At 69.3% G+C, this 20,015-nt stretch carries 23 protein-coding genes; 17 read left to right on the top strand and 6 right to left on the bottom strand.

Annotation, left to right across the window (positions count from 1 at the left end; genetic code table 11):
* Positions 1–22: 22 nt before the first annotated feature.
* Complete coding sequence (locus BJQ95_RS19145; protein WP_130176366.1) at positions 23–418, bottom strand: phage holin family protein; 396 nt, start codon at positions 416–418, stop codon at positions 23–25.
* 104 nt (positions 419–522) lie between these two features.
* Between BJQ95_RS19145 and BJQ95_RS19140 the strand changes: the two genes are divergently transcribed.
* Genes BJQ95_RS19140 through BJQ95_RS19125 form a run of 4 tightly spaced genes read left to right on the top strand, consistent with a single transcriptional unit; the run spans position 523 to position 5,285 of the window.
* Positions 523–1,629, top strand: a complete 1,107-nt coding sequence (locus BJQ95_RS19140; protein ID WP_130176365.1) for a histidinol-phosphate transaminase — start codon at positions 523–525, stop codon at positions 1,627–1,629.
* A gap of 4 nt (positions 1,630–1,633) precedes the next feature.
* The gene (locus BJQ95_RS19135; RefSeq protein WP_240694592.1) at positions 1,634–2,782 is read left to right on the top strand and encodes a thiamine pyrophosphate-dependent dehydrogenase E1 component subunit alpha; all 1,149 of its coding nucleotides are present in this window, start codon (positions 1,634–1,636) and stop codon (positions 2,780–2,782) included.
* On the top strand, positions 2,782–3,795 hold the full coding sequence (locus BJQ95_RS19130; protein WP_130176364.1) for an alpha-ketoacid dehydrogenase subunit beta: 1,014 nt from the start codon (positions 2,782–2,784) through the stop codon (positions 3,793–3,795). The genes BJQ95_RS19135 and BJQ95_RS19130 overlap by 1 nt, the downstream gene beginning before the upstream one ends.
* 26 nt (positions 3,796–3,821) lie before the next feature.
* On the top strand, positions 3,822–5,285 hold the full coding sequence (locus tag BJQ95_RS19125; RefSeq protein WP_130176363.1) for a dihydrolipoamide acetyltransferase family protein: 1,464 nt from the start codon (positions 3,822–3,824) through the stop codon (positions 5,283–5,285).
* 101 nt (positions 5,286–5,386) lie between these two features.
* Here the strand turns inward: BJQ95_RS19125 and BJQ95_RS19120 are convergent, their stop codons facing one another.
* The 3 genes from BJQ95_RS19120 to BJQ95_RS19110 are packed head-to-tail and all read right to left on the bottom strand — an operon-like array spanning position 5,387 to position 7,347.
* A complete protein-coding gene (locus BJQ95_RS19120) occupies positions 5,387–5,821 on the bottom strand; it encodes a type II CAAX prenyl endopeptidase Rce1 family protein (RefSeq protein ID WP_130176362.1) in 435 nt (144 codons plus the stop codon).
* A 24-nt stretch (positions 5,822–5,845) separates the two neighbouring features.
* Positions 5,846–6,625, bottom strand: a complete 780-nt coding sequence (locus BJQ95_RS19115) for a putative protein N(5)-glutamine methyltransferase (RefSeq protein WP_130176361.1) — start codon at positions 6,623–6,625, stop codon at positions 5,846–5,848.
* A gap of 20 nt (positions 6,626–6,645) precedes the next feature.
* Positions 6,646–7,347 (bottom strand): GNAT family N-acetyltransferase, encoded by a 702-nt coding sequence (locus tag BJQ95_RS19110; protein WP_240694591.1) that lies wholly within the window; start codon positions 7,345–7,347, stop codon positions 6,646–6,648.
* A gap of 257 nt (positions 7,348–7,604) precedes the next feature.
* Here BJQ95_RS19110 and BJQ95_RS19105 point away from each other — a divergent pair, with 257 nt between their 5' ends.
* The 11 genes from BJQ95_RS19105 to BJQ95_RS19055 all read left to right on the top strand — a co-directional run bounded on the left by BJQ95_RS19105 (position 7,605) and on the right by BJQ95_RS19055 (position 16,011).
* Positions 7,605–8,324, top strand: coding sequence for an AAA family ATPase (locus BJQ95_RS19105; protein WP_130176360.1), 720 nt, complete (start codon positions 7,605–7,607; stop codon positions 8,322–8,324).
* Positions 8,325–8,385: 61 nt separating this feature from the next.
* Complete coding sequence (locus tag BJQ95_RS19100; RefSeq protein ID WP_240694590.1) at positions 8,386–9,420, top strand: metal ABC transporter substrate-binding protein; 1,035 nt, start codon at positions 8,386–8,388, stop codon at positions 9,418–9,420.
* 7 nt (positions 9,421–9,427) lie between these two features.
* The gene (locus BJQ95_RS19095; protein ID WP_240694589.1) at positions 9,428–10,219 is read left to right on the top strand and encodes a metal ABC transporter ATP-binding protein; all 792 of its coding nucleotides are present in this window, start codon (positions 9,428–9,430) and stop codon (positions 10,217–10,219) included.
* The gene (locus BJQ95_RS19090; RefSeq protein ID WP_130176358.1) at positions 10,220–11,116 is read left to right on the top strand and encodes a metal ABC transporter permease; all 897 of its coding nucleotides are present in this window, start codon (positions 10,220–10,222) and stop codon (positions 11,114–11,116) included.
* Entirely contained in the window at positions 11,116–11,952 is an 837-nt protein-coding gene (locus BJQ95_RS19085) for a metal ABC transporter permease (protein WP_130176357.1), read from the top strand. The genes BJQ95_RS19090 and BJQ95_RS19085 overlap by 1 nt, the downstream gene beginning before the upstream one ends.
* Positions 11,949–12,356 (top strand): Fur family transcriptional regulator, encoded by a 408-nt coding sequence (locus BJQ95_RS19080; RefSeq protein ID WP_130176356.1) that lies wholly within the window; start codon positions 11,949–11,951, stop codon positions 12,354–12,356. The genes BJQ95_RS19085 and BJQ95_RS19080 overlap by 4 nt, the downstream gene beginning before the upstream one ends.
* Before the next feature lie 176 nt (positions 12,357–12,532).
* Positions 12,533–12,769: a 50S ribosomal protein L28 gene (gene rpmB, locus BJQ95_RS19075; RefSeq protein ID WP_066598603.1), complete on the top strand. Its 237-nt coding sequence runs from the start codon at positions 12,533–12,535 to the stop codon at positions 12,767–12,769.
* The gene (rpmG, locus tag BJQ95_RS19070; RefSeq protein WP_130176355.1) at positions 12,769–12,936 is read left to right on the top strand and encodes a 50S ribosomal protein L33; all 168 of its coding nucleotides are present in this window, start codon (positions 12,769–12,771) and stop codon (positions 12,934–12,936) included. Before rpmB ends, rpmG begins: the two co-directional genes overlap by 1 nt.
* Before the next feature lie 2 nt (positions 12,937–12,938).
* Complete coding sequence (gene rpsN, locus BJQ95_RS19065; protein WP_104164519.1) at positions 12,939–13,244, top strand: 30S ribosomal protein S14; 306 nt, start codon at positions 12,939–12,941, stop codon at positions 13,242–13,244.
* Positions 13,245–13,545: 301 nt separating this feature from the next.
* Positions 13,546–13,833 carry an HU family DNA-binding protein gene (locus tag BJQ95_RS19060; protein WP_066598601.1) on the top strand — a complete coding sequence of 96 codons (288 nt, stop codon included), beginning with the start codon at positions 13,546–13,548 and terminating at the stop codon, positions 13,831–13,833.
* A gap of 201 nt (positions 13,834–14,034) precedes the next feature.
* Positions 14,035–16,011, top strand: coding sequence for a cytochrome c oxidase assembly protein (locus tag BJQ95_RS19055; protein ID WP_205750028.1), 1,977 nt, complete (start codon positions 14,035–14,037; stop codon positions 16,009–16,011).
* 12 nt (positions 16,012–16,023) lie between these two features.
* Here BJQ95_RS19055 and BJQ95_RS19050 read toward each other — a convergent pair whose 3' ends face one another.
* On the bottom strand, positions 16,024–17,094 hold the full coding sequence (locus tag BJQ95_RS19050; protein WP_130176354.1) for a hypothetical protein: 1,071 nt from the start codon (positions 17,092–17,094) through the stop codon (positions 16,024–16,026).
* 147 nt (positions 17,095–17,241) lie between these two features.
* On the opposite strand from BJQ95_RS19050, the gene BJQ95_RS19045 reads away from it, so the two are divergent.
* Positions 17,242–18,078, top strand: coding sequence for a Gmad2 immunoglobulin-like domain-containing protein (locus BJQ95_RS19045; protein ID WP_256041467.1), 837 nt, complete (start codon positions 17,242–17,244; stop codon positions 18,076–18,078).
* A 167-nt stretch (positions 18,079–18,245) separates the two neighbouring features.
* Positions 18,246–19,568, top strand: coding sequence for an ATP-dependent RecD-like DNA helicase (locus BJQ95_RS19040; RefSeq protein ID WP_240694571.1), 1,323 nt, complete (start codon positions 18,246–18,248; stop codon positions 19,566–19,568).
* 28 nt (positions 19,569–19,596) lie between these two features.
* On the opposite strand, the gene BJQ95_RS19035 is transcribed toward BJQ95_RS19040, so the two are convergent.
* On the bottom strand, positions 19,597–19,938 hold the full coding sequence (locus tag BJQ95_RS19035) for a DUF4232 domain-containing protein (RefSeq protein WP_165384834.1): 342 nt from the start codon (positions 19,936–19,938) through the stop codon (positions 19,597–19,599).
* Positions 19,939–20,015 lie beyond the last annotated feature (77 nt).

The following is a 20,015-nucleotide window of genomic DNA, read 5'->3' as shown; positions in this document are numbered from 1 at the left end:
CCCAGGCTGCGGGCCGGGTTGCTTAAGAGCTGGCTCTGTTCAACGGTCGCACCAGCAGGCCGAACAGCCAGCTGAAGACGCCCAGCACGAACGCGCCGAGCACGCCCCACCAGAAGCTCTCCACGACCAGGCCGAAGCCGAGCAGGCCGGAGATCCAGGCCACCAGCATCAGCAGCAGCCCGTTCACGATGAACGACAGCAGCCCGAGGGTGAGCACATAGAGCGGGAAGGCCACGATGCGTACGAAGCCGCCGACGAACCCGTTGACGAACCCGAAGATCAGCGAGATCAGCAGGTAGGTCAGGACGACGGCCACGGTGTCCGGCGCGTACGCGTCGACCCGAACGCCCGCCACGATGAGCGTCGTCACCCAGAGGGCGACGGCGTTGACGATGAGCTTGATCAGGAAACTTCCCATGGTTCCATACTGTCAGCCCGCGCCCGCTTCGGGCTGGTTTCCGGCGCGGCATATACGGCCGGAGCATGCGGCACCGCGAATATGCCGCGGCGTAGACTCGCCGAGTGAGCCCTTCTGACCAGCCCTCGGTCCGCCTGCGCCCTGAGATCGTTGCGCTGCCGGCGTACCGGCAGGGCAAGGCGGCCTCCGCCTCCGCCTTCAAGTTGTCCAGCAACGAGAACCCGTTCGACCCGCTGCCCGGCGTCGTCGACGCGGTGAACGCCGTCTCGGCCTTCAATCGGTACCCGGATGCCTCCGCCCTCGCCCTGCGCGAGCGGCTCGCCGCCCGGTACGGCCTGACCACCGACGAGGTGCACATCGGCGCGGGCTCGGTGGCGCTGCTGGCCCAGCTGATCCTGGCCGCGGCCGGGCCCGGTGACGAGGTGCTCTACTCCTGGCGCTCGTTCGAGGCGTACCCGAGCCTGGTGACGGTGTCCGGCGCCACCAGCGTCACCGCGCCGAACCGCGCCGACCACGGCCACGACCTGCCCGCGATGGCCGCGCTGATCACCCCGCGCACCCGCGTCGTGATCGTCTGCAGCCCCAACAATCCCACCGGTGTGATCGTCACGGCCGACGAATTCGAAGCGTTCATGGAGCAGGTCCCCGCCGACCTGCTGGTGATCCTCGACGAGGCGTACGCCGAATTCGTCACCGATCCCGCCGCCGTCGACGGCACGAACCTGCTGGGTCGCTACCCCAACCTCGTGGTGTTGCGCACCTTCTCCAAGGCCTACGGCCTGGCGGGCCTTCGGGTCGGCTACGGCCTGGGCCCGGTCGGCATCCTGGACGCCGCCCGCGCCACCGCGATCCCGCTCTCGGTCACCGGGCAGGGCTCGGCCGCCGCCCTGGCCTCGCTCGACGCCGAACCCGAGCTGCTCGCGCGGGTCGGCGTGATCGCCGCACAACGCGACGGCATCCGCGCGGCTCTCGTCGCCGCTGGACTGGACATCCCCCGGTCGCAGGCCAACTTCGTCTGGCTGCCGCTGGGCGCGGCGACCGCGGCGACCGCCGACACGTTCACGAATGCCGGACTCGTCGTCCGGCCCTTCCACCCGGAGGGCATCCGGGTCTCGATTGGCGAGGAGGAATCTGTGGCCACGCTCCTACGGATCGGCGCTGAGATTGTTCAGGATCTACCAACGGGGCATCCGGCCCGGCGGCTAGGTTAGTACGGTGCCAGTGACCTCCAACGACGCACCCGTGCGCACTCTGACCTCTCCGACCGTGCAGCTCCTGTCGACGGAGGGGGCGTTCGCGCCGTCCGACTCGGCCGCCGAGTTCCTGCCCTACTTCGAGCGCCTCACCGAGGCCGACTACCGCAGGTTCTACCGCGACATGGTCGTCGTGCGGAAGTTCGACACCGAGGCCGCGAACCTGCAACGCCAGGGCCAACTCGCCCTGTGGGTGCCCAGCCACGGCCAGGAGGCCGCGCAGGTCGGCTCCGCCTACGCCACCCGGGCGCAGGACCACGTGTTCCCGTCCTACCGCGAGCACGTTGTCGGCATGATCCGCGGCCTGGACATGGTCGACATCCTGCGGATGCTCCGCGGCGTCACCCTGGGCGGCTGGACGCCAGAGGAGCACGGTAACTTCCACCTCTACACCCTGGTGCTGGCCTCGCAGACCCTGCACGCCACCGGCTATGCCATGGGAATGCAACTGGACGGCGCCACGGCCACGGGCAACCCGGAGACCGACCAGGCGGTGATCGTCTACTACGGCGACGGCGCCTCCTCGCAGGGTGACGCCAACGAGGCCCTGGTCTTCGCGGCCAGCTACCAGACCCCGCAGGTGTTCTTCATGCAGAACAACCACTGGGCCATCTCGGTGCCCGTCTCCCGCCAGTCGCGCACCCCGCTGTACCTCCGCGCCGGCGGCTTCGGCATGCCCGGCATCCAGGTCGACGGCAACGACGTGCTGGCCAGCTACGCGGTCACCGCCAAGAACATGGACGACGCCCGCGCCGGCCACGGCCCGTCACTGATCGAGGCGCTCACCTACCGGGTCGGCGCCCACACCACCGCCGACGACCCCACCAAGTACCGTGACCCCGACGAGCTGGCCTACTGGGTCGCCCGCGACCCGATCGTGCGCTTCCGTGCCTACCTCAAGCGCCTCGGCGTCGAGCAGGAGTTCCTCGACTCCGTCGACGAAGAAGCCGCAGACCACGCCGCGGATGTGCGCCGGCGCGCGCTGGAGATCAGCTCGCCGGACCGTTCGGTCATCTTCGACAACGTCTACGCCGAACCGCATCCGCTGGTCGTGGAACAGAAAGCCTGGCTCGACGCCTACGAAACGTCGTTCGACGGGAGTGAGTCCTGATGACCACACTGACAACCGACCGCGACGCCGCGCCGACCCGCGCGAACCTGCCGATGGCCAAGGCCCTCAACGCGGGGCTGCGCCAAGCGATGCTCGACGACCCCCAGGTGCTCATGATGGGCGAGGACATCGGCCCGCTCGGCGGCGTCTTCCGGGTGACGGAGGGCCTGCACGCCGAGTTCGGTGAGAAGCGGGTGCTGGACACCCCGCTGGCCGAGTCCGGCATCATCGGCACCGCCATCGGCCTGGCCCTGCGCGGCTACCGGCCGGTCTGCGAGATCCAGTTCGACGGCTTCGTCTTCCCCGGCTTCGACCAGATCACCAGCCAGCTGGCCCGGATGCGCAACCGGCACGAGGGCGGCGTCACCATGCCCGTCGTCGTGCGGATCCCCTACGGCGGCCACATCGGCTCGATCGAGCACCATCAGGAGAGCCCGGAGGCGTACTTCGCGCACACCCCGGGGCTGCGCGTGGTGAGCCCGTCCAACCCGCACGACGCGTACTGGATGATGCGGGAAGCGATCGCCTCGAACGACCCGGTGATCTTCTTCGAACCCAAGAGCCGCTACTGGCCCAAGGGCGAGGTGGACTTCACCGCCCCCGGCACCCCGCTGCACGCCAGCAAGGTGGTCCGCACCGGCACGAGCGTCACCGTCGTCGGCCACGGCGCCATGGTGAGCGTGCTGTTGCAGGCCGCCGAACTGGCCGCAGCCGAGGGCATCAGCCTCGAGGTCATCGACCTGCGCTCGATCTCACCGATCGACTACGCACCGATCCTCGAGTCGGTGCACAAGACCGGCCACCTCGTCGTCGCGCAGGAGGCTGCCGGCTTCGTCAGCGTCGGCTCCGAGATCGCCGCCACCGTCACCGAGCGGGCCTTCTACTCGCTCGAGGCGCCCGTGCTGCGGGTCTCCGGCTTCGACACGCCGTTCCCGCCCGCCGCGGTGGAGACGCACTACCTGCCCAGCCCGGACAGGGTGCTCGAAGCCGTCGACCGCTCCCTCGCCTTCTAACCGTCCCCCGCTGTGAAAGGCACCCCATGAGCGTCTCCCGATTCACCCTCCCCGACGTGGGCGAGGGCCTGACCGAGGCCGAAATCGTCGAGTGGAAGGTCGCCCCCGGCGACACCATCTCGATCAACCAGGTGCTCGTCGAGATCGAAACCGCCAAGTCCCTCGTTGAACTGCCCTCACCCTACGTGGGCGTCGTCGGCGAGATCCTCGTCGAACCGGGCACCACCGTCGATGTGGGCACCGTCATCATCACGATCCTCTCCGAGGCCGGCGCCCCCGACAGCGCCGCACCCGCCCCGGCTGCCGCGACTCCGGCCGCCCCGGCCGCCGACGACCTCGCCGATGCCGCTCGGGATGCGGGCGGCACCATCTCGCAGGAACCCGCCGAAGAGTCCCCGGCCGTGCTCGTGGGTCGCGGCGCCGCTGCCTCGATGCCCACCCGCCGGCGCCGGCACGTGGTCCCGACCGCGGCGCACGAAGCCCTCGCCGCCGCGGCGACCGCACCCCCGCAGGGCGGCGCGGCCGCCTCGGGTCCCCGCTCGACCACCGCCGCGACCGGCCCGTCGCGGCCGGTGCCGCCGGCTCGGTCGGCCGCCGCCCCCGCCGCATCCGCGCCCGCCAAGCCCGCCGGTCCCGTGATCACCAAGCCGCCGATCCGCAAGCTCGCCAAGGACCTCGGCGTCGACATCAGCCAGGTCGAAGCGACCGGCCGGTTCGGCGATGTCACCCGGGAGGACGTGCTGCGCGAGGCCACCCAGGCCAGCGTGTTCCGCAATATCCAGACGCCGGAGTGGCCGACGGACCGCGAAGAGCACATCCCCGTCAAGGGCGTGCGCAAGGTGATCGCCCAGACCATGGTGAAGAGCGCCTTCACCGCCCCGCACGTGAGCCTGTTCGTCGATGTGGACGCCACCCGCACGATGGAGTTCGTCAAGCGGCTCAAGGTCTCCACCGACTTCGCCGGGGTCAAGGTGTCGCCGCTGCTGATCATGGCCAAGGCCATGATCTGGGCCGTGCGGCGCAACCCCACGGTCAACTCGGTCTTCACCGACGAGGAGATCGTGATCAAGCACTACGTGAACCTCGGCATCGCCGCGGCCACCCCGCGCGGCCTGATCGTGCCCAACATCAAGGAAGCCCAGGACATGAGCCTGCTCGAGCTGGCCGGTGCCCTGGAGAAGCTCACCATCACGGCCCGCGACGGCAAGACCAGCCCCGCCGAGATGGCCAACGGCACCATCACGATCACCAACATCGGTGTCTTCGGCATGGACACCGGCACGCCGATCCTCAACTCCGGCGAGGCCGGGATTGTGGCGCTCGGCACGATCAAGCTCAAGCCCTGGGTGGTCGACGGCGAGGTGCGCCCGCGCTTCGTGACCACCATCGGCGCCAGCTTCGACCACCGTGTGGTCGACGGCGACGTGGCCAGCCGCTTCCTCGCCGACGTGGCCAGCATCATCGAGGAGCCGGCGCTGCTCCTGGAGTAGCCGACGGGGTGGTCCGCCCTCCGCGACGCTCGCTGCACCCCGCACGGCCCGATGCGCCAGCTATAGCTGGTGCATTGGGCCACAGGGGGCGCAGCGAACGCTCACGCACTCGAGAGTGACCTGGTCAGCCTCGTTGAGCAGGCATCCACCGTGGGCGGGGTCTGGTGCACGCTGCCCAACTGGGCCGCGTCGAATCCGGCGTGGAACAGGATCGCCGGCCAGATGCTGCCGACGCGCAGATACATGCACGCCGCGAAGAGCCCGCCGGTGGTCGCGACGACCAGTGCCAGAACCAGCACCAGGGGCAGCGCCACCGGGAGCCACGCTGACCCGCTGACGGCGCCCCGCGGCGGACGGGAGAGGCCGAGCCGCTGCCAACGGTGGGTCCAGGTGGCCCAGAGGACCAGGCCACTGGCGACCGGGGTGAGGACCAGCGGCACGGGCGATGTCAGCGGCAGCTCGGCGAGGAAGACCGCGGTGCCGCCGACCGCGAGGACTGAGGCGCGCGATGGTTGGGCCTGGCGGGTGCCGCTCACGTGGCGCCCATCACACGGTGCCGATCACACGGTGCCGATCACCACGGTGGCGTCCAGCTTCCGGGAGTGCACGACGCGAGGGGCGAGCCCGTGCCGTGCGAAGATCGCCGCGGTGTGTGCGGCCTGCCCCGCGCTGGTCTCCACGAGCAGATGCCCGCCGGGCGCCAGCCAGTCCGGCGCCGCCGCCACGAGGCGCCGCTGCACCTCGAGGCCGTCAGGGCCGCCGTCCAGCGCGATCCGGGCCTCGTGCAGCCGCGCTTCCGGCGGCATCCGCGCGATGGCATCCGTCGGCACGTAAGGGGCGTTCGCCACGACGACGTCGACCCGGTCGAGCAGGCCGGGCGGCAACGGGGCGAACAGGTCTCCGGTCAGTGCCGTACCGCCGCTCGGGGCGATGTTCTCCCGGGCGCACGCCGTGGCCGCCGGGTCGATGTCCACGGCGTAGAGGGTCAGCGTGGGCTCCTCGATGAGAAGAACGGCGCCGACGGCGCCCGTGCCGCAGCAGAGGTCGACCACGACCGCGCCCGGCCGGATGAGCCGGGCCGCCCGCTTCACCAGCAGGCCGGTGCGACGGCGGGGCACGAACACTCCCGGCCGCACGGTGATCCGCAGATCACAGAAGTCCACCCAGCCGAGCACCTGTTCGAGCGGCAGGCCGGAGGTGCGCAGGCGCAGCAATCGTTCCAGATCGGCTGGGTCGCCGGCGGCCGCGAGCAGCAGCCGGGCCTCCTCCTCGGCGAACACGCACCCCGCCGCGCGCAGCCGGTCGATCACCTCGGCGGGGGCAACGGAGTGCGGCGACATGGCTGGTCGGTTGCTCGGGCCTAGAAGGTGGCGGTGGGCAGCGGGCGGACCGGGGGAGGGGTATCCGTGCGGAGCCTGGCGTGCGTCTCGACGTCGAAGCGCTCGGTGCCGTACTTGAGTTTCTGCCGCTCGATGCCCTCGAAGGCGAAGCCCGCCTTGGCGGCGACCCGGCAGGAGGCCGGATTGTTGGTGCGATGCCCGAGCTCGAGCCGGTGCAGACCCTGCTCGGTGAAGGCCCAGGCGGCGATCGACGCGAGCGCGAGCGTCGCCAGGCCCTGCCCGCGCGCCTCGGCCGAGACCCAGTAGTAGACCCAGCCGGTGCCGTGCCGGTGCTCCATGCTGCCGATGCCCACGTTGCCCACCGCGATGCCGTCGACGCTGATGGCGAAGTTCTGCCGGGAGACCGTGGCCGGTGCGAGGTTGTCGGCGATGAAGCTCTGGCAGCGGGCGATCGTGGACAGCTCGAAGGCGCCGAACTGGGCGGCGAGGTCGTCGCTGCCTGCGAAGGCGCTCTGCAGGCCGGCCGCGTCGCCGAGTCGCCACGGACGGAGCATCGCGGTCGGGGCCGGCTGTGCAGAGTTCGGCTGTGCAGAGTTCGGCTGTGCAGTGGCCGGCGGCGCCACCCTGGCGGCCCGACCGACCCGGGCAATCCGACCGGAGCGGGCCGGGCCGGGCAAGCTTCCGGCGGGTGGGGTGGTGCCCTTGCCGGCGCGTGCTCTCATGGCAACAGAGTAGACGGCGGGCGTCGCCACCGCGAGTTGCCGCAGAATTCCCCATCGGGAGTGCTGATGGGGGCTCGTGGCTGATGTCGCGGATGGCTGGCTCGCCGAGATGCGGCAACGTCTCCCTTCGACGCCGCTGACGGGGGGGTGCAGCAAGCGGGCGCACCTTGCGGCCCGCGAGCCTGGGCCCGCGGGCGCCGCCCCACTACGTCGAGAGCGGGATGCCCCGACCGCCGGGCGGCGGGGGAGGATGGGGCATGGCCTTTGAGAGCACGCCCCTGCGCCGGATTGAGGAAGACCCCCTGCATCCGCTGGCCAGGAGTGCCTGGCCGGCCACCCTGCCGCCGGTGGCGCAACTGCTCGAGAGCGGACTCGACCTGGGGCCGGCCACGGTCTTCGTCGGCGAGAACGGTGCCGGCAAGTCCACCCTGGTGGAGGCCGTCGCCCTGGCCTGGGGCCTCTCGCCGGAGGGCGGCTCCACCGGCGCACGCAACTCCTCCCGGGTGAGTGAGTCACCGCTGCACGATCACCTGCGGCTGGTGCGCAGCGGCGGCAGCACCCGCCGCGGCTACTTTCTGCGCGCCGAGACCATGCACGGCTTCTTCACCTACCTGGAGGAGAACCCGGGCAGTAAGCCCGAGCCGCGATTCCACGAGTTCTCGCACGGCGAATCGTTCCTCGAGCTGGCCATCGACAAGTTCCGCGGGCGGGGTCTCTGGGTGCTCGACGAACCGGAATCGGCGCTCTCCTTCTCGGGCTGCCTGGCGCTGCTCGGCCACCTCAAGGGCCTGCTGGCCGACGGCGGCTCGCAGGTGATCATGTCGACGCACTCACCGCTGCTCGCCGCTCTGCCCGGCGCACAGATTCTCGAGGTGGGTGAGTGGGGGCTGCGCGAGATGGCGTGGCGGGACCTCGACCTGGTCACCAATTGGGCCAGTTTCCTTGATGCCCCTGAGCGGTATCTGCGGCACCTATGAGCCCCGAACGCCCGTTCTAATGGTTTTGACAATCATTATCAATAGGCGTAGCGTTCCACAGGTGAAGACCCCCAAGTTCCTCCTCCCCGCCCTGGCCGCCTCGGCCGCCCTCGCGCTGGCCGGATGCGCGACGACCGCCACCAACGCCGCGACGGGATCGGACGGCGACCTCAAGGTCGTCGCCACGACCACCCAGATCGCCGACCTCACCCGCAACGTCGTCGGCGACACCGACGGCGTCAGCATCACCCAGCTGATCCAGCCCAACCAGAGCGCGCACAGCTACGACCCCTCGGTCGCCGACCTCACGGCCCTCGGCGAGGCCGACGTGCTCGTGATCAACGGTGTGGGGCTCGAGGAGTGGCTCGACGACGCCATCGAGGCCTCCGGCTTCGACGGCATCACGATCGACTCCGACGAGGGCATCACCATCCTGGACGGCGAGGCCGGCCACGAGGACGAAGCCGCCCACGACGACGAAGCCGCCGGGGAAGCCACCGAGGAACACGACCACGACCACGCCGGCGGCAACCCGCACATCTGGACCGACGTGTCGAACGCCGAGACCATGGTCGCCACCATCGCCGACGGCCTGGCCGCGGCCAGCAGCACGCACGCCGCGGACTTCGAGGCGAACGAGGCCGTCTATGCCGGCCAGCTCGCCGAGCTCGACGCCTGGATCCGAGAGAACATCGACACCGTTCCCTCCGACGAGCGCCTGCTGGTGAGCAACCACGACGCCTTCGGCTACTTCACCGCCGCGTACGACATCACGTACGTCGGCAGCGTCATCCCGAGCTTCGATGACAACGCCGAGCCGAGCGCCGCCGAAATCGACGCCCTCGTCGCCGCCGTCAAGGCCACCGGGGTCGAAGCCGTCTTCTCCGAGGCCTCCATCAACCCGAAGGCGGCCGACACCATCGCCGCCGAAGCCGGGGTCGCCGTCTACTCCGGCGAGGACGCCCTCTACGGCGACTCGCTCGGACCGGCCGACAGTGACGGCGCCACCTACGTCGCCACCCAGCTGCACAATGTGCGACTCATCCTGGAGTCCTGGGGTGTGACGCCCAGCGCCGTGCCCGCCGACCTGCAATAGTTGAACCGTGAACGAGAACCCTTCTCAGCAGCGGATGGCCGCACCGCTCGCCCTGCGCGTCTCCGGGGCCTCGTTCGCCTACGCCCAGACTCCCGCCCTCACCGGCATCGACTTCGATCTGCATGCCGGTGAGGCCATCGCGCTGATCGGCCCGAACGGGTCGGGCAAGTCCACCCTGCTCAAGGGCATCCTGGGCCTGATCCACCGTACGGAGGGCACCGTCGAGGTGCTCGGCCAGGCGACGGCCCCGGCAGGCACCGTCGGATACGTACCGCAGACCGACGAGCTCGACCCCGAGTTCCCGGTCAGCCTCGAGCAGGTCGTCATGATGGGCCGCTACCGCGCACTCGGCTGGCTGCGCCTGCCGGGCAAGAAGGACCGCCATGCCGTCGCCGCGGCCCTGGAGACGGTGGGCCTCGGCCACCTGGCCAAGACCCGGTTCGGTGAGCTCTCCGGCGGTCAGCAGCAGCGCGGTCTGCTCGCCCGTGCCGTGGCGGCCGGCCCCCGGCTGTTGCTGCTCGATGAACCCTTCAACGGACTGGACCAGTCCAACCGGGATGCCCTCGTCGGCACCGTGGAGCGGCTCAAGGCCGACGGCGTCGCCGTGCTCGTCTCCACCCACGACCTCGAACTGGCCAGGGCCGTCTGCGAACGGGTGCTGCTGCTCAACGGCAGCCAGGTGGCCTTCGGCCCCCGCGAAAGCGTGCTCACCCTCGAGAACGTGCAGCGCACCTTCCACGAGGTCGGCGTCGAGATGGACCAGCACACCCTGGTCATCCCCGGCCACGAAGGCCACTGAATGGCCGACCTGCTCGGGCCCCTCGTCACAGCGTTCTCCCTGCCGTTCATGGCGCGGGCGCTCGTGGTGCTGCTCGCCCTCAGCCTGGTCGCCGGCATTGTCGGCGTGCTCGTCAACCTGCGCAGCCTCGAATTCATCAGTGACGGCCTCACCCACTCGGTCTTCCCCGGCATCGCCATCGGGTTTGTCTGGGGCGGCCGCGAGGGACTCTTCGTCGGCGCCATGATCGCCGCCGTCCTGGCCGCGATCGTGCTCACCGTGATCACCCGGCGGGCCGTATCGGGGGATGCGGCGATCGCGATCGTCTTCACAGCCATGTTCAGCATCGGCATCCTGGTGGTCTCCCGGCAGACCAACTACGCCGGCCAGCTCGAACAGCTGCTCTTCGGCCGGCTGCTCACGGTGACGGCAGCCGAGGTGACCCAGACCCTCGTCATCTGCGCGATCGCCCTGCTCCTGGTGGGCCTGACCCTCAAGCAGCAGGTGTTCCGGGCGTTCGACCGCACCGCCCTCGCCGCGGCCGGTTACCGTCCACTGCTGCTCGACCTGGTGCTCAACGTTGCCATCGCCCTCGTGGTGGTCGCCGCGTCGAGCGCGGTCGGCAACCTGCTCGTCCTTGCGGTGCTCATCGTGCCCGGCGCCGTCGCCCGGCTGATCACGGTGCGGCTCTGGCTGCTCTTCCCGCTCGCCGCCGGCTTCGCCGCGCTGTGCGCCTGGGTGGGGCTGGCCGTGGGCTTCGAGGCGTCCGTTTCCGCCGGCATCGACCTGCCCAGCGGCGCCACCGTGGTGCTGGTGCTGGTGGCCGGCTACCTGCTGGTGCTGCTGGGCCGGCTCGTCTTCGACCGGATGCGCCGTCCCGCCCTGTCCCTGACCGAGCCGGAACCGGCGGCCGGCTGATGGGTTACTTCGAGAAGGCCCTGTTCGCCGCGGCCGTGATCGGCGCGCTCAGCGGCCTGGTCGGCACCCTGGTGCTGCTGCGCCGGCGCACGTTCTTCGCCCAGGCGCTCACCCACGCCACCTTCCCCGGCGCCGTCGCCGCGGCGCTGCTGGGTGTGAGCATCCCGCTCGGTGCCGCCGTGGCCGCCGCGGTGATCGTGGCCATCATGACCCTGCTCGGCCGGGTGCGCAGGCAGGGCAGCCAGGTGGCCTCCGGCATCATGCTCACCGCCGGGTTCGCCCTCGGAGTGCTGCTCCAAGCGCTCAACCCGTCGCTGCCCGTGCAGGTGGACTCGTACCTGGTCGGCTCGATCCTCACCGTCACCGACAATGACGTGTTCCTGGCCGCTGGGGTGCTCGTTGTTGCGGTGCTCGTGACCCTGTTCTGGGGCAAGGAGATCCTCTTCTCCACCTTCGACCGCACCGGCTTCCGCGCCGCGGGCTACCGGGAATGGCCCATCGAGCTGCTCACCCTGGTGCTGATCACCGCGACCGTCGTCACCGCGATGCCCGCCGTCGGCGCGATCCTCGCGATCGCCCTGATCGCCGCACCCGCCGCCGCCGCCCGGCTGCTGGTGCGCACGGCCGGCAGGATCGCCGTGCTGGCGCCCCTCCTCGGCGCCGGTTCCGGCGTGATCGGGGTGCTGCTCTCCCGTGCGCTGGACGTGGCCGCGGGCCCGGCCATCGCGCTCACCGCCGCCGCCTGCTTCCTGCTCGCGCTGGGCATCCGTTCGCTCAGCGCGCGTGCGCCGAGGGTACCCGAGCCGGCTCGCGCCGGGCTACGGTTGGAGTCATGAAGCGAAACACCTGGCAGCGAGAGGCCGTGCGCACCGAGCTCAGCCGCGTCGAAGGGTTCGTCAGTGCCCAGGGCCTGCACTCCGCCCTGCACACCAGCGGTTCGCCGATCGGACTGGCCACGGTCTATCGGGCGCTCGCCGACCTGGCCCTCGAGGGTGACGCGGATTCACTGCAGTCGCCGGACGGCGAGAGCCTGTACCGGGCCTGCAGCACCACCGAGCACCACCACCACCTGATCTGTCGCAACTGCGGGCTCACGGTGGAGATCGAGGTGGCGGCCATCGAGAACTGGGCCACAGAGGAAGCCGCCAAGCACGGCTTCACCGAAGCCGCCCACGTCATCGACATCTTCGGCCTCTGCGCGGCCTGCACCGCGCTTGCGTCCGCCCGCCCGACCACGTAGGCTGGGTAGCTGCTGCGCATATCTGTGCGTGCATTGCTTGTTCGTGTCTTTTCCTCCCATCGAATCAGCCGCCGAGACTCACGTTTCGGCCGGCCGTTTCCGGGCGGAATCCAACGCGAACCGGCCGACAAGAGATCTTGGGAAGGGCATTCGCCCTTCGGTATTGGAGGAAAACCATGGCAGCAACCTGCCAGGTGACCGGAGCCGTTCCCGGCTTTGGACACAACATTTCGCACTCGCACCGGCGCACCAAGCGTCGTTTCGACCCGAACGTGCAGACCAAGAAGTACTTCGTGCCGTCGCTTCGCCGCAACGTCACGTTGACCCTCTCGGCAAAGGGCATCAAGGTTATTGATGCTCGCGGCATTGAGTCGGTCGTCAAGGACCTGCTCGCACGTGGGGAGAAAATCTAATGGCTAAGGCTCAGGACGTACGTCCGATCATCAAGCTGCGTTCGACGGCAGGAACCGGTTACACCTACGTGACCAAAAAGAACCGTCGCAACAACCCCGACCGTCTCGTGCTCAAGAAGTACGACCCGGTCATCCGCAAGCACGTTGACTTCCGTGAGGAGCGCTAAAAATGGCGAAGAAGAGCATGATTGCCAAGAACAACCAGCGCAAGGTCATCGTCGAGCGTTACGCCGTCAAGCGCCTCGAGCTGAAGAAGGCTCTTGTCGACCCGGCCGGCACCGACGAGTCCCGTGAAGAGGCTCGCAAGGGCCTCCAGAAGCTGCCCCGCAACGCCTCGCCGGTTCGCCTGCGCAACCGCGACGCGGTTGACGGTCGTCCCCGTGGCCACCTCTCCAAGTTCGGCATCTCGCGCGTACGTTTCCGCGACATGGCGCACCGCGGCGAGCTGCCCGGCATCACCAAGTCCAGCTGGTAACCAGCTGGTGATCGTGTAAACGATCGCTGCAGCATCCACAGGGGATGTCCGACTTCCGTCGGGCATCCCCTGTTCTTTCGTTCCGGCGCTGGCCCACGAACGGGGGCGCACAGTTCGCGCACAGCATAAACTCACCCAATCCACCGAGCAAAGCGGCCCGAAACGCCGTAAATCCGCGGAATCCTGCGGATCAATGCTAGATTCAACCCGGTCAAACCGACCAACGGAGGCGTTTTCGCAACGTCGCCCGCTTTACGTGAATACCTGTTTTTTACAGACGAAGGTCCGAGGAGGACACTCAATGGCTGACAAGTCGCTGAACAAGACCGAGCTCGTTGCCAAGGTTGCCGCAGACTCTGGCCAGAGCCAGGCTGCTGTCGACGGCGTTCTGAACGCTTTCTTTGCAACCCTCGCCGACACCGTTGCGAACGACGGTAAGGTCACCATCCCGGGATGGCTCGGCGTCGAGCGCACCGCAACCGCTGCTCGCACCGGCCGCAACCCGCAGACCGGCGAAGAAATCGCCATCGCTGCCGGCCACCGCGTCAAGCTGACCGCTGGTAGCAAGCTCAAGGCTGCCGCCAAGTAGGTAGCAGGTCTCGAACTACGGTGGGCGTCGACTTCGGTCGGCGCCCACTGCTCGTTAAGGCCCGCTCGTTAAGGCCCGCTCGTTAGGGCCCGCTCGTCAAAGGCCCGCGCGCGAACTGCCCGCGCGAACTGCCCGCTCGCGAACTGACCGCGGGTGCCAGGCCCGGCCGGATCCGCTTCCCCCGCCGGTTAAGCTGGAGTGGTGCCCCGTTATCTGCGAATCATCGGGCCGGCAGCGCTGCTGCTGGCCGCGATTGTGGCGACGCTGGCGGGCCTGGCCTACGGCGGCGGCGCCCAGGCCCAGCTACTCGCCGACCCCGGCGTCGTGGTGCGCTGGGGTCTTCCGGTGGCCAAGCTGCTCGTCAACCTCGGTGCGGCCGGCACCATCGGCGCCCTGGTGCTCACCTGCTTCGCACTGAGCCCGAAGGAACGCGAGTACGGCACCGCGATCGACCTGGCCGCCGCCTCGGCCGCCTTCCTCACCATCGCCTCGGCGATCACCGGCTTCCTCACCTTTCTGCAGGTGACAAACGCCACGGTCAGCTTCGATGACCAGTTCAGCGCCACGGTCGGCCAGTTCTTCAGCCAGATCGAGATCGGCCAGGCCTGGCTGACCACCACCCTGATCGCCGCGGCCATCACCGTGCTCTGCTTCGCCGTGCGCAACCAGACCGCGCTGGTCTTCGTCACCGTTCTGGCGCTGCTGGCGCTGCTGCCGATGGCCCAGCAGGGCCACTCGGCCGGTGCAGAGGGCCACGACGCGGCCATCACCGCGCTGGGCCTGCACCTGGTCTTCGCGGCCGTGTGGCTGGGCGGCCTGCTCACCGTGATCCTGCTGCACAAGCAGCTCCCGCCGGCGCGCCTGCGCGAGGTCATCGGTCGGTACTCCACCCTTGCGCTGGTCAGCTTCGTCGTGGTCGCCGCGTCCGGCTACGTCAGCGCGGAACTGCGCATCGGCAGCTGGGACAATCTGCTCACCGGCTACGGCATCCTGGTGCTGGCCAAGGCGGCTCTGCTACTCGTGCTTGGCGGCTTCGGTGTGCTGCAGCGCCGGTACCTCATCGGCCGGATGCAGAGCGGCGCCGGCCGCGCCGACCCTTTCTTCTGGTGGCTCGTCGTGGGCGAAATCGCCTTCATGGGCCTGGCCAGCGGCGTGGCGGCGGCTCTTGCCCGCACGGCCACCCCGGTGGCCCAGGTGGTCACCACGGCGGTCCCCACCGCCACCCCGGCGCAGATCCTCACCGGCGAGCCGCTGCCGCCCGAGCTCACCTTCGCCAGGTACTTCACCGAGTGGAACTTCGACCTGGCCTGGGCGCTGTTCTGCGCCTTCGGCATCTTCTTCTACCTCGCCGGGGTGTGGCGGCTGCGCCGCCGCGGCGACACCTGGCCGCTGCACCGCACCATCCTCTGGGTGGTGGGCATGATCACCCTGTTCTACATCACCAATGGCGGCGTGAACGTGTACGAGAAGTACCTCTTCTCCACCCACATGCTCGCGCACATGGCCCTGACGATGCTGGTGCCGGTGCTGCTGGTTCCCGGCGCGCCGGTCACCCTGGCGGCCCGCGCCATTCGGATGCGCCGTGACGGCAGCCGCGGCCCTCGCGAGTGGATCCTGCTGGCCGTGCACTCCAAGTTCGCCGGGATCGTCTCGAACCCGCTCGTGGCCGCGGTGCTGTTCGCCGGGTCACTCTGGGTCTTCTACTACACGACGCTGTTCAGCTGGGCGACGACCGACCACATCGGCCACCAGTGGATGATCGTGCACTTCCTGATCACCGGGTACCTGTTCGTGCAGTCGCTGATCGGCATCGACCCCGTGCCCTACCGCCTCCCGTACACCTTCCGGCTGCTGTTGCTGCTGGGCACCATGGCATTCCACGCCTTCTTCGGCCTGGCGCTGATGACCGGCACCGGCCTGCTGTTGGCGGACTGGTACGGCGCCATGGGCCGCGACTGGGGGCTGAGCGCCCTGGCCGACCAGCAGGCCGGCGGTGGCATCGCCTGGAGCGTCGGTGAGATTCCGACCATCGCGCTGGCCATCATCGTGGCCATCCAGTGGGGGCGGAGCGACGAGAAGGAAACCAAGCGCAGGGACCGGAACGCCGACCGCACCAACGAGGCCGAACTGAACGAGTACAATGACCGCCTCGCCCGCCTGGCCACCCACGACCGGTGACAACCGGCTGCATTAGCGCAGTTGGATAGCCAAGGCGCCGCCGGGCTGGATCGTGACGGTGAGGGCCACCGAGAACGGCACGTCCTCGTCGCGGGTGCTGAGGTCGCCGTCGTACAGCGATTGCACCTCGACCACGATGTGAGCCTGGCCCTCGGTTCCGGTCATGTCGAACGATGACTCGCCGCCGGTGAGGGCGACCTCCGGGTACTCGGCGATCGACCAGGCCGGTGCGGACTTGACCCGGTTGTCGATCTCGATGCCGAACGGGCAGTTGGACGGCTGCAGCACCTGCTGGGTGGCGCACTCGTCGAGGAACTCGTTGAGCTTGGCCTGCACCTGGGCGGTGAAGGTGTCGTTGGGCAGCGCATCCACCGTCACGTCGGCGGCCCCGGAGGCGACGACGGGCACACTCTGTACCGGTGCGCTGAGCAGGGACGAGTCGTGGGAGACGTTGTAGACCGCCGGGGCGAAGGCCAGGTAGGCGGCCTGGTTCGAGAATGTGATCGGGGCGTCGGCCGCTGCACGCGCCCGGGTGTCGAGGGTCAGGCCGTTCACCGAGAAATCAGCTTCGTGCAGCACGGTCACCTGCAGCACCGCGAGTGGGCTCGTCGCGAATCCCCACCGGCTGAACAGCCCGGCTACGGTGCCGAGGCGCTCCACGGTGAACTCCATCGAGGTGTCCTTGCCGTCCAGGTTGAAGCTGAACACCACGGTGTGCTGCCCGGTCCGGCCTGATGCGGCATCCGCGGGGACGGCGGTGTCGCTGACGAATTCGATGTCGGTGATCGACCCCAGCACCGACGGGCGCAGCAGTGTGCGGGGGAGATCCTGGGGCAGACCGGCGGCCTCGAGGTCGGCGTTGGTCGGTTCGGCGCCGGGCAGGGCCAGGGCGGTGTCGGTGTCCTGGGTCGCGAGCGCCTCGAGGTACTGCCGCACGAACCCGCCGGCGCTGTACAGATCGCGGTTGAGCGCGCCGATGGCGGCAACCAGAGCGGCGCAGAGCAGGGCACAAATGACGGTCACCGCGAGTGCGGCACGCAGATAGCGCGCCCGTCTCACCCCGTTACCGACCCCGTAGCTCACCTCCACATCCTACGGGGCCACCCTGGCGGTCGGTGCGGATGCGCCGCCAGAGCTGCGCCGCCAGAGCTGCGCCGCCAGAGCTGCGCCGCCCTGCCCGGCTGCCGGCACGCGAGCTACACTCCCAGGGTCGGATGAGAGGAGCGTTCAATGAAAAGCAGCCGCTCGCAGCGGTCCGGGCGACGGCACACGGCCCGGCACACGGCCCGGCACACGGCTCGGCACACCGCCCGGCATACCACAGCCCTGCTGGCCGCCCTCCTGGTTTTGCCCCTGGCCGCCTGCGCGCCCGGGCCGGCGCCCACCCCCACCAGCACCACCCCGACGAGCACGGCCGGTACCGCCACATCCACCGCCACGCCAACCGCCGGTCCGGCCATCACCATCGACAGCCCGGTGGCCGACTCACCGGTCACCATCCCGGTGACCGCCCGCGGTACAGCCGCCACCGTCGAGGCTGCCCTCGTCATCGACTTACTCGACGAGGCCGGGCAGACACTCTGCGTGCGGCACCTCACGGCAACGTCGGGCTCGGGCACCCCCGGCACCTGGCAGAGCGACCTTGCCTTCCCCCCACCGGAGAATGAGGAGGAAGTGACGTTGCGGGCCTATCAGCTCAGCGCCGAAGACGGCAGCGAAACCAACGTGCTGGAACGATCCCTCACCCTCACCCCCGAACGGCCGCCGATCATCATCACCACGCCGGCCTGCGGTGCGAGTGTCGCCCCTGGCGGCACCCTGGAGGTCACCGGACGGGCCATGGTTCCCGAGGCGCAGTTCACCCTCGAGCTGCGCGACCCGGCCGGCGCGGCGGTGCTCACCCAGCAGGTCTTGGCGGCCAGCGGTACCGACGAATCCGACTTCAGCAGCACTCTGTCGGTGCCGGCAGGCCTGGCCGGAGGCTTCTACGATCTGGTCGGGTTCGACAACAGCCTGAAGGACGGCAGCGTGCAGTACGAGTTCCCGGTGCAGCTGCTCGTGCAGTAACCCGCACACCCGTCCCGGCCGGCGCGTCCCCGCAGACCCGGCTCGAGTTATCCACCGGCGGGCCGGGGCGTGGACCGTGCGGGCGGCCGGACGGTTACAGTGGAAGGGAATCGCGATGTTCGGGTTGCCACCGCCCGCATCGCCCCGAATCCCACCGAAAGTTTCCCGTGACCGCGCTTCCCCCCGAGATTCCGCTTTCGCGCGAGCAGGCCGAGGTGTTCGCCGCCATCGAGGGCACCAAGCAGAACGTCTTCGTCACCGGCCGGGCCGGAACCGGTAAGTCCACCCTGCTCAACCACCTCTCCTGGAACACCAGCAAACAGATCGTCATCGCCGCACCGACCGGGGTCGCCGCGTTGAACGTGGGCGGCCAGACCCTGCACTCACTGTTCCGTTTGCCGATCGGCGTCATCGCCGACCACGCCATCGACCAGAACGACCAGCTGCGCAAACTGCTCAACACGATCGACACCGTGGTCATCGACGAGGTCTCCATGGTCAACGCCGACCTGATGGACGCCATCGACCGCAGCCTCCGCCAAGCCAGGCAGCGCCCGCACGACACCTTCGGCGGGGTGCAGATCGTGCTCTTCGGCGACCCGTACCAGCTCGCGCCGGTGCCGGGCGACCCCGAGGAACGCGCCTACTTCGCCGACACCTACCGATCGATGTGGTTCTTCGACGCCAAGGTATGGCAGAGCGCCGAACTGAAGATCTTCGAACTCACCGAGATCCATCGGCAGCACGACGCCGGCTTCAAGACCATGCTCAACGCGGTGCGGTACGGCCAGGTGACGCCCGAGATCGGTGGGGCGCTCAACGGTGCGGGCGCCCGGACCCCGCCGACCGAGGGTGTCATCACCCTGGCCACCCGCAACGACGCGGTCAACCGCATCAACGCGTCCGCGCTCAAACGGCTTTCCGGCAAGTCCCTCTCGGCCAAGGCCGAGGTCACGGGCGACTTCGGCGGCCGCACCTACCCGGCCGACGAGGTCCTGGAGCTCAAGGTCGGCGCCCAGGTGATGTTCCTGCGCAACGACAATCCCCTCGACGGCGGTCCGCGCTGGGTGAACGGCACCATCGGCACCGTGACGCGGGTCGACTCCACGGTTTACGTCGACATCGACGGCACCACCCACGAGGTGGAGCCCACGGTGTGGGAGAAGTTCAAGTACACCTACAACGCCGCCACCAAGAAACTCAGCAAGGATGTCGTGGCCGAGTTCACCCAGTTCCCGCTCCGGCTGGCCTGGGCGGTCACGATCCACAAATCGCAGGGTGCCACTTACGAGCGGGCGATCGTGGACCTCGGCACCCGGGTGTTCAGTCCCGGCCAGACCTATGTGGCGCTGAGCCGGCTGACCAGCCTGAACGGCCTCTACCTCACCAGGCCGTTGCGTCCGAGCGACATCATCGTCGACGAGAACGTGCTCCGTTTCATGGAGGGCCTGCGCGTCACGCCCGCCGTCGAGGGCGTGGCCGGAAAATAGTCCGGGTCGCGCCGGTGCCGGGCCTCCGCTAGAAGATCACCGGGTCTACGGCGAGGGCGCCGGTGCGCACGAGCTGGATGGTGGGGTCATCACAGCCCGCGATGGGGTTGGGGGTGCCCACCCGGCTGGACTGGACGGTGGCGGCGGAGATCAACTGCACGCTGGGATACCCCTCCGCGGTGCAGGCGGCGTCGCCGGCATTGGTCAGGCGGAGATCCCAGAAGAAACTCCCCGCCCCACTGTCGCCCGGGCGCTCCTGCGGCGCCGGGGTGAGCCGGTCAGCGCCACCGTTGCGCCGACAAGCACCAAGGACTCTGCCGAGTCTGAGGGCCGAGAAGCGGGCCGGGCGACCCGTCCCTGCGCGGATCATGCGGCCAGTATTGCACCGACCTGTGTCCGCGTCGCCGCGGGCGCGGCAGACCTGTGCTCTGGGTACACTCCCGGCAA

Origin of the sequence: Cryobacterium sp. SO1 (genome assembly GCF_004210215.2) — a bacterium.
Lineage (GTDB): Bacteria > Actinomycetota > Actinomycetes > Actinomycetales > Microbacteriaceae > Cryobacterium.
The sequence above is the reverse complement of the archived record's forward strand: the minus strand, read 5'-3'. Positions and strand labels throughout refer to the sequence as shown.